Annotated in this window: 16 protein-coding genes; 10 read left to right on the top strand and 6 right to left on the bottom strand. The window is 58.6% G+C overall.

From position 1 onward, the window contains the following. Positions 1-172: 172 nt before the first annotated feature. Entirely contained in the window at positions 173-493 is a 321-nt protein-coding gene (locus H8L67_RS08120) for a DUF3301 domain-containing protein (protein ID WP_220379337.1), read from the bottom strand. Between the two features lie 82 nt (positions 494-575). Between H8L67_RS08120 and H8L67_RS08115 the strand changes: the two genes are divergently transcribed. Further along, entirely contained in the window at positions 576-1,271 is a 696-nt protein-coding gene (locus tag H8L67_RS08115) for a glutathione S-transferase N-terminal domain-containing protein (RefSeq protein ID WP_220379336.1), read from the top strand. 23 nt (positions 1,272-1,294) lie between these two features. Here the strand turns inward: H8L67_RS08115 and H8L67_RS08110 are convergent, their stop codons facing one another. From H8L67_RS08110 to H8L67_RS08100, 3 genes are read right to left on the bottom strand one after another with little or no spacing between them, the layout of a single operon-like run. Continuing rightward, the gene (locus tag H8L67_RS08110) at positions 1,295-2,254 is read right to left on the bottom strand and encodes a DUF2272 domain-containing protein (protein WP_220379335.1); all 960 of its coding nucleotides are present in this window, start codon (positions 2,252-2,254) and stop codon (positions 1,295-1,297) included. A 48-nt stretch (positions 2,255-2,302) separates the two neighbouring features. Next, positions 2,303-3,184 (bottom strand): carboxylating nicotinate-nucleotide diphosphorylase, encoded by an 882-nt coding sequence (nadC, locus tag H8L67_RS08105; RefSeq protein ID WP_220379334.1) that lies wholly within the window; start codon positions 3,182-3,184, stop codon positions 2,303-2,305. After that, positions 3,181-3,444: a Trm112 family protein gene (locus H8L67_RS08100; RefSeq protein WP_220379333.1), complete on the bottom strand. Its 264-nt coding sequence runs from the start codon at positions 3,442-3,444 to the stop codon at positions 3,181-3,183. Before H8L67_RS08100 ends, nadC begins: the two co-directional genes overlap by 4 nt. 58 nt (positions 3,445-3,502) lie before the next feature. Between H8L67_RS08100 and purE the strand changes: the two genes are divergently transcribed. The 3 genes from purE to H8L67_RS08085 are packed head-to-tail and all read left to right on the top strand — an operon-like array spanning position 3,503 to position 5,782. Further along, the gene (gene purE, locus H8L67_RS08095; protein ID WP_220379332.1) at positions 3,503-4,006 is read left to right on the top strand and encodes a 5-(carboxyamino)imidazole ribonucleotide mutase; all 504 of its coding nucleotides are present in this window, start codon (positions 3,503-3,505) and stop codon (positions 4,004-4,006) included. Beyond that, positions 4,003-5,151, top strand: coding sequence for a 5-(carboxyamino)imidazole ribonucleotide synthase (locus H8L67_RS08090; RefSeq protein ID WP_220379331.1), 1,149 nt, complete (start codon positions 4,003-4,005; stop codon positions 5,149-5,151). Before purE ends, H8L67_RS08090 begins: the two co-directional genes overlap by 4 nt. A 19-nt stretch (positions 5,152-5,170) precedes the next feature. Continuing rightward, positions 5,171-5,782 (top strand): hypothetical protein, encoded by a 612-nt coding sequence (locus H8L67_RS08085; protein ID WP_220379330.1) that lies wholly within the window; start codon positions 5,171-5,173, stop codon positions 5,780-5,782. A gap of 145 nt (positions 5,783-5,927) precedes the next feature. Here the strand turns inward: H8L67_RS08085 and sodB are convergent, their stop codons facing one another. Further along, positions 5,928-6,506: a superoxide dismutase [Fe] gene (gene sodB, locus H8L67_RS08080; protein WP_220379329.1), complete on the bottom strand. Its 579-nt coding sequence runs from the start codon at positions 6,504-6,506 to the stop codon at positions 5,928-5,930. Positions 6,507-6,600: 94 nt separating this feature from the next. On the opposite strand from sodB, the gene grxD reads away from it, so the two are divergent. From grxD to ppnN, 5 genes are all read left to right on the top strand, one after another. Continuing rightward, positions 6,601-6,921, top strand: coding sequence for a Grx4 family monothiol glutaredoxin (gene grxD / locus H8L67_RS08075; protein ID WP_220379328.1), 321 nt, complete (start codon positions 6,601-6,603; stop codon positions 6,919-6,921). Further along, positions 6,918-7,628, top strand: a complete 711-nt coding sequence (locus H8L67_RS08070) for an SDR family NAD(P)-dependent oxidoreductase (protein WP_220379327.1) — start codon at positions 6,918-6,920, stop codon at positions 7,626-7,628. Before grxD ends, H8L67_RS08070 begins: the two co-directional genes overlap by 4 nt. Next, a complete protein-coding gene (locus H8L67_RS08065) occupies positions 7,625-8,218 on the top strand; it encodes a MarC family protein (RefSeq protein WP_220379326.1) in 594 nt (197 codons plus the stop codon). Before H8L67_RS08070 ends, H8L67_RS08065 begins: the two co-directional genes overlap by 4 nt. A 185-nt stretch (positions 8,219-8,403) precedes the next feature. Next, positions 8,404-11,598 (top strand): TonB-dependent receptor, encoded by a 3,195-nt coding sequence (locus tag H8L67_RS08060; protein WP_220379325.1) that lies wholly within the window; start codon positions 8,404-8,406, stop codon positions 11,596-11,598. A gap of 85 nt (positions 11,599-11,683) precedes the next feature. After that, a complete protein-coding gene (ppnN, locus tag H8L67_RS08055) occupies positions 11,684-13,102 on the top strand; it encodes a nucleotide 5'-monophosphate nucleosidase PpnN (RefSeq protein WP_220379324.1) in 1,419 nt (472 codons plus the stop codon). Position 13,103: 1 nt separating this feature from the next. On the opposite strand, the gene H8L67_RS08050 is transcribed toward ppnN, so the two are convergent. Further along, positions 13,104-14,105 carry a sensor histidine kinase gene (locus H8L67_RS08050; RefSeq protein ID WP_220379323.1) on the bottom strand — a complete coding sequence of 334 codons (1,002 nt, stop codon included), beginning with the start codon at positions 14,103-14,105 and terminating at the stop codon, positions 13,104-13,106. Between the two features lie 121 nt (positions 14,106-14,226). Here H8L67_RS08050 and H8L67_RS08045 point away from each other — a divergent pair, with 121 nt between their 5' ends. Then, on the top strand, positions 14,227-14,787 hold the full coding sequence (locus tag H8L67_RS08045; protein WP_220379322.1) for a GspH/FimT family pseudopilin: 561 nt from the start codon (positions 14,227-14,229) through the stop codon (positions 14,785-14,787).

Here is a 14,787-nt window from a genome sequence, read left to right as displayed (position 1 = left end):
AGATGGAGAGGGGAGTACTTCCTTCTCCACGCAGTGGAGAAGGTGGCGCGCAGCGCCGGAAGAGGCGCCTCACCCGCCCCGTTCGGGGCACCCTCTCCATCGAAGATGGAGAGGGGAGTGTTTCCCTCTCCACGCAGTGGAGAAGGTGGCGCGCAGCGCCGGATGAGGCGCTTTACTGAAAAGCCACCACCTCTCTCGTAGGCCCCACAAACCCCACCAGCCGCCCCTCGCGCAACACCAAGCGTCCTTCGTGCCGCTCCGCGCCATCGTGCGAATAATCGAAACGATAAGTGCGTTCCAACGTCAGCCAACCACTATCACTGCGCGTCCAGCGCGATTTGATTTGCTGCACGCTTTCATCCAGCCACTGCACCCCGGCTGCTTTACAGGCATTCCTGCCGAGTTCACGTGCGCGGTCAGCCGCTTTGCGCGTGCTGTCCCACCAAAAAAACAACAGCATGAACGCGATGAGCGCAAAGAGTGCTTCTCCCATCACTGTGCGCGCACTCCGAAGATGACAAAACTTTTCATGACCCAGTTTACACTCCGACCCGAACCCCAAAACGGCTTGACCCATGCAGCTCAACGACTTCCCGATTACCGGAAAATGGCCGGCCAAACATCCCGAACGCATCCAGCTTTACTCGCTCGGCACGCCGAATGGCGTCAAGGCATCGATTGCTTTGGAAGAGATGGGGCTGCCTTATGAGGCGCACAAGGTTGACTTCGCGACACAGGATCAACTGACGCCGGAATTCCTGTCATTGAATCCCAATAACAAGATTCCTGCGATGATCGATCCGGTCGGCGCGGACGGGCAGGCGGTCGCCGTCTGGGAGTCGGGTGCCATCTTGATTTACCTTGCCGAAAAGTCGGGAAAATTGCTGCCGTCTTCCGGCGCCGCGCGTTATCAGGTGTTGCAGTGGTTGATGTGGCAGATGGGCGGTCTCGGCCCGATGATGGGGCAGGTCGGCTTCTTCCATAAATACGCGGGAAGTGCCTACGAAGACAAACGCCCCTTGCAACGCTATGTGGACGAAAGCCGACGACTGCTATCGGTCTTGGATCGTCACCTGCAAGGACGTGAGTGGATGGTCGAAGACACGTATTCGATTGCCGATATCGCCATTTTTCCCTGGGTGCGCAACTTCATCGATTGGTATGCGGCCGGCGACCTTGTTGGTTATGCCGACTTCAAGCATGTGCAACGTGTGTTGGACGTTTTCCTCGCGCGTGAAGCGGTGCAGAAAGGACTCGCCGTGCCGGCATGATTGCTGCCGGCACGACGCCGGCCTCAAGGCGTGCGCAAGCGGAGTAGGGCTGCCCAATTCTGGCGATTCAAGCTGCAGTTGTTCTCATTGGCCGGCGTGCAACTGCTGTCGCCGGCATCTTCGCCGTCACCTGCGGCTTCGAAACCCACCGGACGCGGCAGCATCGCAATGCCACGGTCATCCAAGCGCAACTTGCGCAACGTCACACCGTTCAAAACATTGCCGCCGACGGTCTCCATCAACTTCGCCGTACGATCCACTTTGACCACTACGTCGCAATGCGCGGCTTGCCGCAGACTCGGATTGTTTGAAAACGCGGCGATCAATCCTTCATAACCGATAATTGCGCGGGTATTGCGCACATAGCAGACCATGTCGCCGGGTGACGGTTGGGTCGTGGCGGGATTCATCATCAAGAACGGACCGCTGCCGTTATAGGCATCGCGGATGTAATCGATGTGCGCCGGCGAGGTGTTGAAGTTGGTCACACCGGCTTGCAACATCACATACGAGATGAAGGCCGCAGACCAGGGATTGTCGAGCAAAAACGCGCGGCACTCGGCACTGGAATAGCTCGTGCTTTGGCAGGTGCTGGCACCACTGATGCCGCTGTCCATCATGGAATACAAGGTGCCGCTGTTGCGCCAGTAGGTGACCACTTTTTCCCAACTGGTCGTGCCATCGGCCAAGCGCACTTTTTCCGACTCGGTGGTGCGCTGATAGCGCAGGCCGCCGTTGACGTCGATAAAAGGCTGGTACCAGTTGTAATTTTCGCGCAGGGCCACTTGCACGATTCGCGAAGCGGTGGAGCCGCCGTAAATGGGGCCGGACGGTATCACCGGCGGCGTCACCGCAGGTGCTTGCGAGCTGCCATTAGACGGTGCCGAAACCACAGGCGGGGCTTTCTTCGGCGGTGGCGTACTCGCACAACCGGCCAAGACAACGCCGCTTGCCAGCGCAATCATCCAGTTCGAAACGCGCATATCCCTTGCTCCTGAATTCGAATCAAAACAAGTTACCAGCCGCGGCGTTCACGTTGGCTGAATCGGTGGCGGGCCGAGCTTCAATGAAAAATCAATCGCATGTACGTGTTTGGTCAAACCGCCGATCGAGACATAATCGACACCGTCTTCGGCGATGCCGCGAATGGTTTGCATATCGACGCCGCCGGAGACTTCCAGCGGAATTTTTCCGCCACCTTCATCACGTGCGATTTGCACGGCGGCTTTGCGCATCGCTGGCTCGAAATCGTCGATCAAGATGCGCGTGCAATCGGTCTGAAGGGCTTCGCGCAGTTGTTCGAGTGTTTCCACTTCGATGATCAAAGGCGCATCGGGATAACGCGAACGTGCGTGCTCGGCTGCAGCCTTCAATGAACCGGCAGCGCGAATGTGATTTTCTTTCAGCATCACCGCATCAAACAATCCGATGCGGTGATTTTCACCGCCGCCCATGCGTACCGCGTACTTTTGCGCCATGCGCAGCCCGGGAATGGTCTTGCGAGTGTCGAGCACTTTCGTCGGCAGTTCGCCGATGGCATCGACGAAAGCGGCTGTGGCGGTCGCGGTGCCGGACAAGGTTTGCAGGAAATTCAACGAAGGACGTTCGGCGCTGACCAGCGCGCGGTTCATGCCGCGCAGCAAGGCGATGACCGTGCCTTTCTTGACGCGATCACCTTCCGAAACCAGCCATTGGATCTCGACGTTGGGATCCAAGGCCTTGTGGCAGGCATCAAACCACGGGCGGCCTGCCACCACACAATCTTCTTTGCACAGCAAATAGGCGCTATCCGGCGCGTCCGGCAATAAACTCGCGGTCAGGTCGCCTGTGCCCAAGTCTTCCCGGAATGCTTTGGCGATATCCTCCGCAACCACCTCGGGCAACGGCGGCACGATTTGCAGCCGGTGGCTCATGCGGGCTTGAATCCGAGCGCCGCGCCATCGGCAAAGGCTTCGGGAAGCAGGACCGGAATGCCGTCGTCGACGCGATAGACGCGCTTGCCGTCACGCGTGATCAAGGCCTCCTTCAGAACATCGGCCTGGATGTCCTCGCCGAAGGCAACGCCACCGGATTTGATCGATTCGTTCAAGCGTTGCAGCTGTGCGGCATCCAACAGTGACAGCGGCTGGCGGGTCACCGGGCACACCAGCAGGTCGAGCAGTTTCTTGTCCATGACATTTCGCGTTTCCGTGGGTGATGGCTAGAATACGTCTTTAGCTGTGGAGAACACCATGTTGTCCGATTCCAAGACCCCGTTGGTGGGCATCGTGATGGGCTCCCGATCCGATTGGGAGACCATGCGGCCGGCCTCGGAAAAGCTTGACGCGCTGGGCGTTGCACACGAGGTGCGCGTGGTGTCTGCGCACCGTACGCCGGATGTCCTGTTCTCGTATGCGGCGGAAGCGCAGTCGCGCGGATTGCGCGCCATCATCGCGGGGGCCGGCGGCGCCGCGCATTTGCCCGGTATGTTGGCCGCAAAAACCTCGGTGCCCGTTCTCGGTGTGCCGGTGCAATCCCGCGCATTGAACGGATTGGATTCGTTGCTCTCTATCGTGCAAATGCCGGCCGGTATTCCAGTCGCCACGTTTGCCATCGGCGTGGCGGGTTCGGCCAATGCGGCGTTGTTCGCGGCCTCGATGCTTGCGCATGATCATCCGGCGATTGCCGAAGCCCTTGAGGCGTTCCGTCAACAACAGACCGACGCGGTCTTGCAACACGACGACCCGCGCGTATGACTACGGTCGGCATCCTCGGCGGCGGACAACTCGCACGCATGATCGCATTGGGCGGCGCACCGCTCGGTCTTCGGTTCTTGGTGTTGGACAGCGTTGAAGATGCGTGCGCGGGTCAATTCGCACCCCTGTTGCTTGGGGACTACCGCGACGAAAATGCGCTGGCGCAATTCTCATCGGAAGTTGATGTCGCCACCTTCGATTTCGAAAATGTGCCGGCGGAAAGTGCGGAGTGGTTGACCCAGTTCGTGCCGGTATTTCCAAATCCGCGCGCCTTGGCGACCGCCCAGGATCGCTTGGCCGAGAAAACCCTTTTCAAGGAACTCGGCATTCCTGTGCCTGCATTCGAAGACATCACCTCGCGCGCCGATCTCGAAGCCGCGGTCGAGAAGTTGGGCGCGCCCTGCATCCTGAAGACCCGACGTTTGGGCTATGACGGCAAGGGGCAATTCCGCATTCGCGACAACTCGCCCGCATCCATCGAAGCCGCATGGGATGCCTTGGGGGAGCAAGCGTTTTCAACCGGGCTGATTTTGGAAGCCTTCGTCCATTTCGATCGTGAACTGAGCGTGGTTGCCGTGCGCGGTCGCAATGGCGAATTCCAAACCTGGCCGTTGACAGAAAATTGGCATGTCGATGGCGTGTTGTCGGCGAGTCTGGCCCCCGCACGCGTCGATGATGCGCTGGCAGCACGTGCGCATGCCTATGCGAAGTCCTTGGTCGAAGCATTGGATTACGTCGGCGTGTGTGCGCTTGAACTCTTCTGCAAGGACGGCGAGTTGATGGCCAATGAATTGGCGCCGCGCGTGCACAATTCCGGTCACTGGACGATTGAAGGCAGCGAAACTTCGCAGTTTGAAAACCACCTTCGCGCCGTATTGGGTATGCCTTTGGGCAGCACGCGCATGCTCGGCCATGCCTGCATGTTGAATTGGATCGGCGAGATGCCGGATCCCACACCGGTCCTGCGCGACGCATGTGGGCATTGGCACGATTACGGCAAGCAACCACGCGCGGGACGCAAAGTGGGTCACGCCACCTTGCGTGCGGATACGCCGGAAGAATTGTCGCGTGCGCTGGAGCGCGTTGGCGGCGAGCTTGCAAGAAAAGCGCAAGTTTCACCCGTGATTCACGCACTTTCAAATTGATTCGTTGCAAGATGGGTGGATGAATAAAAAAATCCCCCACCTTGTAACACTTACATTGCTTGCTTTGGCGTTGACATCCTGCGGCGCTTCGGACTCCGCAGACGCCGAATCGGAACAAGCCAAACAGTCCACCCAAAAACCCAACCGCAAAAAAGCTGCCGCCACAGACGCCAACGCCGCCGTCACCTCGGTTGCGACGTCGAACGCATCAGGTCAGCCCAACATGGCCTTCATCAACACGCTGCCGGTCGGATTCGTCATCCGCGGCACTTGTGAAATGGGCACCTGCGATTGGTTGAAAGTACTGAAGGTCGAACGCGGCGGCATCGACGCCGAACCGAAATACAACTTTGATTTTCAGCGCGGTGAATCGATGCACTCGTCTGACTATCCCGCAGATGCGAACGGTGTGCAGATCACGTGGAAAAGTGACAAGCCGAAAGGCGTCGTGGTCTGCTCACGCGAGCATCCTTACGCCTCGGTCGGCGGGCAGGGCGATGACTTGAAACTGTCGCCGGCCGGTATGGCAGGTGCCATGCAGATTCCGGCCAATACTTATTTCGCAGCCTGCCATGGTGAGTCGGGCGATGATGGGAAGTTGGCGGCTAAGTATGGGTATGACTTGAAGTGAGGTGATTAAGAGCGCCTCACCCGCCCCTTCGGGGCACCCTCTCCATCAAAGATGGAGAGGGGCAGCATCCCTTCGAAACACCTCCCTTCTCCATCTTTGATGGAGAAGGTGGCGCGCAGCGCCGGATGAGGTGCTTTTCCCGCAATTACTTCATATTCCCCGCAACAAACTCCCAGTTCACTAGATTCCAGAAGTGCTCCAAGTACTTTGGACGCAGGTTGCGGTAGTCGATGTAGTACGCGTGTTCCCACACGTCGCAGGTCATCAGCGGGGTGTCGTCGCCGGTGAGCGGCGTCGCGGCGTTCGAGGTGCTGACCAACGCGACGGTGCCGTCCTTGCGTTGAACCAACCACGCCCAGCCGGAACCGAAGGTTTTCACGGCGGTATCCGTGAATTGCTCTTTGAACTTCGCGAAATCACCGAAGGCGGCATTGATGGCATCGGCCAACTTGCCGGTCGGTTCGCCGCCGCCGTTGGGCGTCATGCAGTTCCAATAGAAGGTGTGGTTCCAGACCTGCGCCGCGTTATTGAAAACGCCGCCATCGGAGGTCTTGACGATTTCTTCAAGCGACTTGTCGGCGAACGGGGTGCCTTCAATCAGCTTGTTGAGGTTGTCGACGTAAGCTTTGTGATGCTTGCCGTAGTGGAAATCGATCGTTTCACCGGAAATATGCGGTTCCAAGGCGTTGCGATCGTACGGAAGGGCGGGCAATTCGATGGCCATGCGGCGACTCCAAGTTTGTTTGCTGCGGGTTTACAATGACGCATTGTAAATTCACTGGTGTTGGCGTGTTGTCACGGCCAACCACGGAGCTGACATGAGTGTGATCGACCGCATCAAGGAAACCGTTGAATCCAAGCCCATCGTGTTGTTCATGAAGGGTACGCCGCAGTTCCCGATGTGCGGCTTCTCCAGCCGTACGGTTCAAGCGCTGAAGGCCGCCGGTGTTGAAAATATGGCGACGGTGAATGTCCTGGAAGACCCGGAAGTGCGCGCCAACTTGCCGCGTTTCTCGAATTGGCCGACCTTCCCGCAGCTCTTCATCAAGGGCGAGCTCATCGGCGGTTGCGACATCGTCACCGAACTGTACGAGTCGGGCGAACTGACCCGTCTCGTGGCCGAAGCCCAGAGCGCATGACCGCAGCACGGCGGCTTCAAGACAAGGTCATTCTTGTCTTGGGTGCACAAGGCGGTTTGGGTTCGGAAGCGGCGCGCAGCTTCGCGAAAGAGGGCGCACGCGTCATCATCTCAGGGCGCAGCGTTCGCATGCTGGAGAAACTCGCCAAGCAAATCGAAGCCGACGGCGACTTCGTCCAGATGTATCCGCTCGATATGGAAGGTGCTTCCCCCGAGCAATGGGCGGAAATGGCCGAGCGCATCACTGAAGAGCATGGTCGTTTGGACGGTTTGTTCCATGCCGCCGCGCATTTCCAAGGTTTGACACCGGTCGAACTGACCGATCCGGCGGAAATCGCGCGTGCCATCCATGTCAATCTCACCGCCTGTGTGTGGGCAACCATGGCCTGCTTGCCGGCCCTGCAAAAATCCGAAGCGGCGGTGGTCGTTATCGCACTCGACGACACCGCACGCACCTCCCGCCCGTATTGGGGTGGCTATGGTTTGGCCAACGCCGGTCGTCATGCCTTGGTGCCGATGCTCAAGGGCGAACTATCCAATACGGCGATCAAAGTGATCGGCATCGAACCCGGGCCGATGCGCACCGGATTGCGCTCGCGAGCCTATATCGCCGAGCGTGATTTCACCGCCGTGGTGCCGGCGCAGTATGCAGCGCTCTGCATTCGCGCCATGATGGGGGACGACAGTACGGATAGCATGCCCGCATGACCATCATTTCCGCCGCCTTGCTGTTGTTTTTGATTCTCGACCCGCTCGGTAACGTGCCCGTGGTTTTGGGCCTTTTGAGGCCACTGCCGCCGGAACGGCAGCGCAAGATCATCATTCGCGAAGTCTTTATCGCGTTCGTCGTCCTGATGATTTTCCTGTGGTTCGGGAAATACGCGCTCGACGTGATGCATCTCGAACAGCAGTCGGTCGCCATCGCCGGCGGCATCGTCTTGTTCCTGATCGGCATCCGCATGATCTTTCCGCCGCCGGAAGGGATCATGGGTGAACTCCCCGACGGCGAACCCTTCATCGTGCCGCTCGCCGTGCCGATGATTGCTGGCCCCTCGGGCATGGCGACGGTGATGCTGATGGGGACCCAATATCCGGGTCGCGAATGGGATTGGAGCCTCGCGCTATTAATCGCCGTGGTGGCCACGGCGGTCATCTTGTTGTCATCGACGATGCTCTACAAATTTCTCGGCCCGCGGGTCCTGATCGCGGTTGAGCGCCTCATGGGGATGCTGCTGGTCGCAATCTCTGTGCAAATGTTCCTGGACGGCATCAAAACCTATGTCGGATCAGTGCCTTGAGAGACTGTTAAAATAGCGTGATGGCCATCCCACATCCGCTAGCGCATGCTGCCTGGGATGTCACATGAATGTCATTGAAATGGCATACTGTTTAACGCAGTTTTAATACATGCGCGACCGTGTGCTTCGAGCACGATGACGGCCGCACCTTTTCTCAAGTGTTTGCCCTGAAATCGAGGCTCTAAATGCGAAATCCGAATCAACTCCGCAAGTCCAAGCTGGCGCTTGGCTTGATGGCAGCCTTGGTCGCTGCTCCTGTTTTTGCTCAAAGCACCTCTGCGAGCGTCGGCGGTCAAGTCACCGCAAACGGTTCGCCGGTTGCCGGCGCTGAAGTGGTCATCACCCACGTTGAATCCGGTACCACCAGTCGCGTCACCACCGACGCGAACGGTCGTTACAACGCACGCGGTCTGCGCGTGGGTGGCCCGTACACGATCGCCGTGAACAAAGCCGGCTCGGGTAGCGACACGGAAAACAACGTGTACCTCAGCGTCAACCAAACCACGCAAGTCGACGCGCAACTGGAAGGTGGTACGGCCGCCGGTACGTTCGACGCCATCACCGTGTCGGCGATTGATGCCGCCGTGTTCTCGCCGCTCAAGGCCGGCGCGGGCACCAACGTGACCCGCCAAACCTTGGAATCGCTGCCGTCCTCGAGCGGCAACATCCAGGATTACATGCGCCTCGATCCGCGCGTGACTTTCATTGACCGCGCTTCGGGTTCGATCAGCGCCGCCGGTCAAAACCCCCGTTACAACAGCATCCGGGTCGACGGCGTCTCCGCTAGCGATACCTTCGGCTTGGAAGGCAACAACATGCCGACCCGTCGCCAACCGGTGGCGATGGACGCCATCGAGGCGCTCGATATCGATTTGTCGAACTACGACGTCACCATCACCGGTGGTACCGGTGCGGTCGTGAATGCCGTCACCAAGTCGGGCACCAACGAATTCCACGGTTCGATCTACAGCACCTTCCGTGACGGCGAATGGTTCGGTCGCGCACCGCGCAACTATGGCCTCGACAAAGTCAACGGCGACACCTTCAAGGGTTTCACGCAAGAAAAGACCTTGGGCGCCACCTTGGGCGGCCCGATCGTGAAGGACAAGTTGTTCTTCTTCGCCAACTACGAGAAATTCGAACAGGCAGCACCGGGTGCGGATCTCGCAGCTTCGCCGTACGGCGCGGGCCGCATTTCCGATGCGGACATCGCGCGCGTTCAAAGCACTTTCCAATCGCGCTACGGTGTGCCGGCAGGTGGCTTGGTCAGCAACGGTGATACCACGTTGACCGAACGCGCCTTGAAGCTTGACTGGAACATCAGTGACGCGCACCGCATGAGCGTGCGTTACAGCGACCTCGAGCAAAGCAAACTGCGCTTGAACGGCTTCAGCACCACTGCTGCATCGCTCAGTTCGTACTGGTACCAGCACGACAAGAACATCAAGAATTACGTCGCCCAATTGTTCAGCGATTGGTCCGACAATTTCTCCACTGAAATGAAGGTCAGCTTCCGCGACTACGCCGCGGTGCGCAACACGCCGACCGAAGGCACGCCGGAAATCCGCATCAGCTACGGTACCAGCCTGACCGACGGCGTTGCCGGATCGCCGTACCTGTTCCTGGGTACGGAAGTCAATTCGCAATACAACGAGCTCTACACCAAGACCTGGAACTATTACGGCGCGGGCACCTGGATCCTCGGCAACCACAACATCAAATTTGGTGCCGACTACGCCACCAATGACATCTACAACGTTTTTGCGCCGTACGTCGATGGCCAGTACTACTACAACAACGTCAACGCTTTCGTGGCCAACACCCCGAGCTACTCGCTCGTGCGCACGCCGCTGAATGGCGACGTCGACAACATGGCGGCCAAGTACAAGTACAACGCTTTGGGCCTGTTTGTCCAAGACCAATGGTATGTCACCGACGCGCTGACGTTGACCTACGGCCTGCGCGCAGACCGTTACACGACCGACCACAAGCCGCCGTACAACGCGGCCGCCCAGTCGGTGTGGGGCTACAACAACACCGATATCGGTGGTGGCAAGTTCTTGATCCAACCGCGCATCGGCTTCAACTACAAGCTCAGTGATGATTCGCTGGCGCAAATCCGCGGTGGCGTCGGTCTGTTCCAAGGCGATTCGCCGCAAGTGTGGCTGGGCAACTCGTTCAACACCTACGGGCCGAACTACACGCAAGTCGAGCGTTATTACAACTCGACCCGTACACCCACGCCGCCCTCGCAAAGCGTCAATTTCCTTTCGCCGGACTTCGAACAACCGTCAGTGTGGAAAGCCAACCTGGCCTTGGACGTCGGCTTGCCTTGGTACAACATGATCTTCTCGGCCGAATTGATGGCCACAGAAGCCAACACCAGCTTGTACTACAAGCGTTTGGACTTGGTTTCGCCGACCCGTCAAGGTCCGGATGGACGTGACATGTACTGGGCCAACACCCCGACCCTGAACACCACCGCGCGCTCCAAGCGCCCGAACGGCTGGGGTGACGTGTTCCTGCTGGAAGCGTCCGACAAGGGTTCGTCGCAACAATTCACGGTGAGCTTGTCCAAGCCGTTCACCAAGACCAGCGATTGGTCCTGGAGTTTGGCGTACACCTATACAAACGCCAATGAAATCAGCGCGCTGACCAGCTCGACCGCAAGCTCGGGCTGGGGGACGAATCCGGTCTTCAACGCGAACGACGACGCTGTCGGCCGTTCGCGCTACGAAATCCGCGATCGTCTCTCGGGCAACCTCACTTGGAAGCACAACTTCTTCGGCGACTACCAAACCAAAGTCGGCTTGGTCTATGAAGGCCGCAGCGGCCGTCCGTACAGCTGGGTCTACTTCAATGACATGAACGGCGACAGCCGCACCTTCAACGATCTGTTGTATGTGCCGAGCGGTCGTGGCGATGTGCAGTTCGGTACGCTGAGCGGAACGGGTGTCTTCACCAACAACCAAGCGATGGAAGACGCGTTCTTCGCTTACCTCGACGGGAACCGTCAATTGAGCCGTTACAAGGGTCGTGTCGCGCCGGTCAACGGCGGTCGCGCCAGCTGGGTGAATCTGTTCGACCTGCGTCTGTCCCAAGAACTGCCCGGTTTCTGGAAGGGTCACAAGGCTGAGTTGTGGATGGACGTGCAAAACGTCGGCAACATGATCAGCCGTGATTGGGGGAATGTTATCGACTACGGCTTCAACTCGAGCTCGGCCGTCGCGAACTATGTCGGTATCAACCCCGCAACCGGCAAGTACGTGTACAGCTACACCAGCGCACAAACGCCGAACGTGGCCAACGGCGACGCCGACGGCTTCAACGTCGGTATCTCGCAGTGGTCCGTTTCAGTGGGTCTGCGTTACAAGTTCTGATCGAACTTGGATTGATGACAAGAAAACGGCCGGTGAAACCCGGCCGTTTTTGTTTTTTCCCCGACAAAGTGTCTAGAATCAATCGATGAACGATAAAAAAATAGAAGACTCGGCAACCGATCCGTTGCCCACCCTTGAAGAAGCGCTTACCACCGTCAATGCCAGCCTGTACCCCAAGGGGCATCTCGACATCCTTTCCCGCGAAGAAGTCGCCCGACTGCGTGATGCATCGGCGGGCGGCATGCATGGCTTGCTGCGCAACTGCGCACTGGCTGTGCTGACCAGCGGCGCCCATTCGGATGATCCGAATGCCGCCGCCAACGCCTATCCGGACTTCGATATCCAAGTCCACCAACAAGACCGCGGTATCCGCATCGATTTGATCAATGCACCGGGCATGGCCTTCGTCGACGGCCGCATCATTCGCGGTATCGCCGATCTGTTGTTCGCCGTCGTGCGCGACCTCGTGTATACCGCCATTGAAATGGGGCCGGAGTATTCGCAGGAGTTGGAAACCTCTGCGGGCATTACCGATAACGTCTTCCGCTTGTTGCGCAACGCACGTGTGTTGAAGCCGGGCGATCCGAACCTCGTCGTGTGTTGGGGTGGACATTCCATTGGCCGAGAAGAATACGAATACACCAAGCAGGTCGGGTACGAACTGGGTCTTCGTGCCATGGACATTTGCACCGGCTGCGGCCCGGGCGCGATGAAAGGGCCCATGAAAGGCGCCACCATTGCCCACGCCAAACAGCGCCGCGGCAGTTCCCGTTACATCGGCTTGACCGAGCCCGGGATCATCGCCGCCGAGTCACCGAATCCGATCGTGAATCACTTGGTGATCATGCCGGACATCGAGAAGCGCCTGGAAGGCTTCGTACGCATGGCACACGGCATCATTGTGTTCCCGGGCGGCGTCGGTACGGCAGAAGAGATTCTGTATCTGTTGGGCGTGCTGTTGCGCGAAGAAAATCGCAAATTGCCGATGCCTTTGATTCTGGCGGGCCCGAAATCAGCGGCGGCCTATTTCGAGCAGATCGACCGCTTCATCCGCATGACCTTGGGTGAGGATGCGGCCTCGCGCTACGAAATCATTGTGGGTCAACCCGATTTGGTGGCACGCACGATGGTGAAGGGTGTGCGCGCCGTGCGCGAGTACCGGATCGCCAATCGCGATTCGTTCTTCTTCAATTGGGCAATGGAAATTCCTTACGAATTCCAAGTGCCGTTCGACCCGACCCACGAAGCCATGGCCGGATTGCAATTGCACAAGGGCAGAGCGCCGCAAGACCTCGCCGCAGATTTGCGCCGTGCCTTCTCCGGCATCGTCGCCGGCAATGTGAAAGAGCAGGGCGTCCGTCGCATCAAAGAGCACGGCCCGTTCGAAATCCATGGTGACCCCGACATCATGGAAGCCATGGATCATTTGTTGCGTGCCTTTGTCGATCAGCGTCGCATGAAAATCAGCGGTGAATACCAACCCTGCTATCGGGTGGTACGCTGATTTAGCGGGGCAGGACGATACGCGCGAGGTGGCGCGTATCGTCACTTTCGGTTTCCAAGCTGCCGATGCCTTGTGTCGCGGCGAGGATTCTCGCCTTGACCCCGGCAACGCCCACCTTGTGGCCAGCGCGCGGTGGCGATGCGTCTGCCCTGCCGCGTTCGTTTTCGATCTCGATCAGTATTTTGTCGCGTTGGGCATCGACGCGAATGACGACACAGCCGCCGCGCAGCATCGGCTCGATGCCGTGTCGGATCGCGTTTTCAACTAAAGGTTGGATGGAAAGCGACGGCAGGGAGATATCCGGCAATTGCTCCGGATATTGGCGCATGATCCTGAGGCGATCGCCGAAACGTATTTGCTCAATTTCCAAATAGCGGTCGGTGAGTTCGAGTTCTTTTTCTAACGAGATGATCTGGGTCTCCGACAAGGCTGCACGGAACAGGTCTGACAAATCGAGCAGCACCTGTTCGGCCGCATCCGGTCGAGCGTGCAGTAATGCGATGGCCGTGTTCAGCGTGTTGAACAGAAAGTGCGGATCGACACGTGCTTGCAACGCGGAGAGTTCGGATTGTTTGGCGCGGTATTCCTGCGATTGCGCGGTCCAGTGGCTTCGCAAGGCGAGCAGACCGAACAACATCATGCAAAGCAACGCCCCGAACAACCGCAATCCCGTTTGCATGATTGACTGCCCCGGCACAAGCAACCACTGCGTGATGCCCGAAGAAACCACCGTCAATGCAAACATCAAGGTCGTCGCTAGCAGTATCACCCTCCACACCGGCCATGCTCGCAAAGGCTTGCGAAAAAGGTAGAGCAGAGAAAGCGTGAAAATTGCAATCCACTGGATGGCGAACGACAGGACGCCGAACCGGATCAGGCGAGCCTCCTGAAGCTCGGGCGCCAAAGCCAAGATCAATGCCAAGAGTTCGCCCGCGGCAAAGATGCTGATCAGGGTGGCGGGCTCGAACAAGGTGTCGAGCGGGTGTCTCGAATCGGTCGGCATACGCTATCTTAGCGTCCGCGTTGGGTAGCCGTTCAGCTACTATGAAATGCCGTCTGTCGGATGGCCACGCCGGCCTCCGGCAGGCGCATTAACGTGCAACTTGAATAGTAGGGGATCCCGCGTGCGCAGTTCCACCCACAAATACAAACAACAACACCTTGGCTTCTCCCTTGTCGAGCTGATGGTCGTCGTGGCGCTGATTTCCATTATCGGCGCAATTGCCGCGCCGAACGTTGTTCAAATGACGCGTCGCGCTCGTTTGACCAATGCTGGCAATGAATTTGTCGGCGCGATGCAGACCGCGCGAATGACGGCTGTTTCCCGGCGGGAAACCGTTTCACTGTGCCCGACGGCCGATGGCACGACATGTGCAAACTCGGCAGGCACGCGATGGATCGTCCTGACCACCGGCAACGACGTGGTACGTGACATCAACCTCCCGCCTGGTATCGCTGTTCAAGGCAGCCCGAATCTGGTCGCTGCGAATTTCAGAGTCACCTTCGGACCCTCGGGATTCTCCAAGGCGGGCTTGGGGGCGGCAGCGCCGACCACTGCAACATTGGCAGTTTGCGGTAGCAATATCACCGGAATCAATGCGATGGACGTCACTTCATCTATGGGGCGGGTTACAACGGCGCGGCGTGCCGCGACTGCGGCTTGTGCGAACCCGGGCGAAAACTGA

Origin of the sequence: Lysobacter soyae (genome assembly GCF_019551435.1) — a bacterium.
In the GTDB taxonomy this organism is placed as follows: Bacteria; Pseudomonadota; Gammaproteobacteria; order Xanthomonadales; family Xanthomonadaceae; genus Solilutibacter; species Solilutibacter soyae.
The sequence above is the reverse complement of the archived record's forward strand: the minus strand, read 5'-3'. Positions and strand labels throughout refer to the sequence as shown.

Coding starts and splice junctions, on each gene's coding strand:
- H8L67_RS08120 (WP_220379337.1), bottom strand. CDS start 493: ATGGGAGAAGCACTCTTTGCGCTCATCGCGTTCATGCTGTTGTTTTTT.
- sodB (WP_220379329.1), bottom strand. CDS start 6,506: ATGGCCATCGAATTGCCCGCCCTTCCGTACGATCGCAACGCCTTGGAA.
- H8L67_RS08085 (WP_220379330.1), top strand. CDS start 5,171: ATGAATAAAAAAATCCCCCACCTTGTAACACTTACATTGCTTGCTTTG.
- H8L67_RS08050 (WP_220379323.1), bottom strand. CDS start 14,105: ATGCCGACCGATTCGAGACACCCGCTCGACACCTTGTTCGAGCCCGCC.
- ppnN (WP_220379324.1), top strand. CDS start 11,684: ATGAACGATAAAAAAATAGAAGACTCGGCAACCGATCCGTTGCCCACC.
- H8L67_RS08065 (WP_220379326.1), top strand. CDS start 7,625: ATGACCATCATTTCCGCCGCCTTGCTGTTGTTTTTGATTCTCGACCCG.
- H8L67_RS08110 (WP_220379335.1), bottom strand. CDS start 2,254: ATGCGCGTTTCGAACTGGATGATTGCGCTGGCAAGCGGCGTTGTCTTG.
- nadC (WP_220379334.1), bottom strand. CDS start 3,184: ATGAGCCACCGGCTGCAAATCGTGCCGCCGTTGCCCGAGGTGGTTGCG.
- grxD (WP_220379328.1), top strand. CDS start 6,601: ATGAGTGTGATCGACCGCATCAAGGAAACCGTTGAATCCAAGCCCATC.
- H8L67_RS08060 (WP_220379325.1), top strand. CDS start 8,404: ATGCGAAATCCGAATCAACTCCGCAAGTCCAAGCTGGCGCTTGGCTTG.
- H8L67_RS08070 (WP_220379327.1), top strand. CDS start 6,918: ATGACCGCAGCACGGCGGCTTCAAGACAAGGTCATTCTTGTCTTGGGT.
- H8L67_RS08090 (WP_220379331.1), top strand. CDS start 4,003: ATGACTACGGTCGGCATCCTCGGCGGCGGACAACTCGCACGCATGATC.
- H8L67_RS08115 (WP_220379336.1), top strand. CDS start 576: ATGCAGCTCAACGACTTCCCGATTACCGGAAAATGGCCGGCCAAACAT.
- purE (WP_220379332.1), top strand. CDS start 3,503: ATGTTGTCCGATTCCAAGACCCCGTTGGTGGGCATCGTGATGGGCTCC.
- H8L67_RS08100 (WP_220379333.1), bottom strand. CDS start 3,444: ATGGACAAGAAACTGCTCGACCTGCTGGTGTGCCCGGTGACCCGCCAG.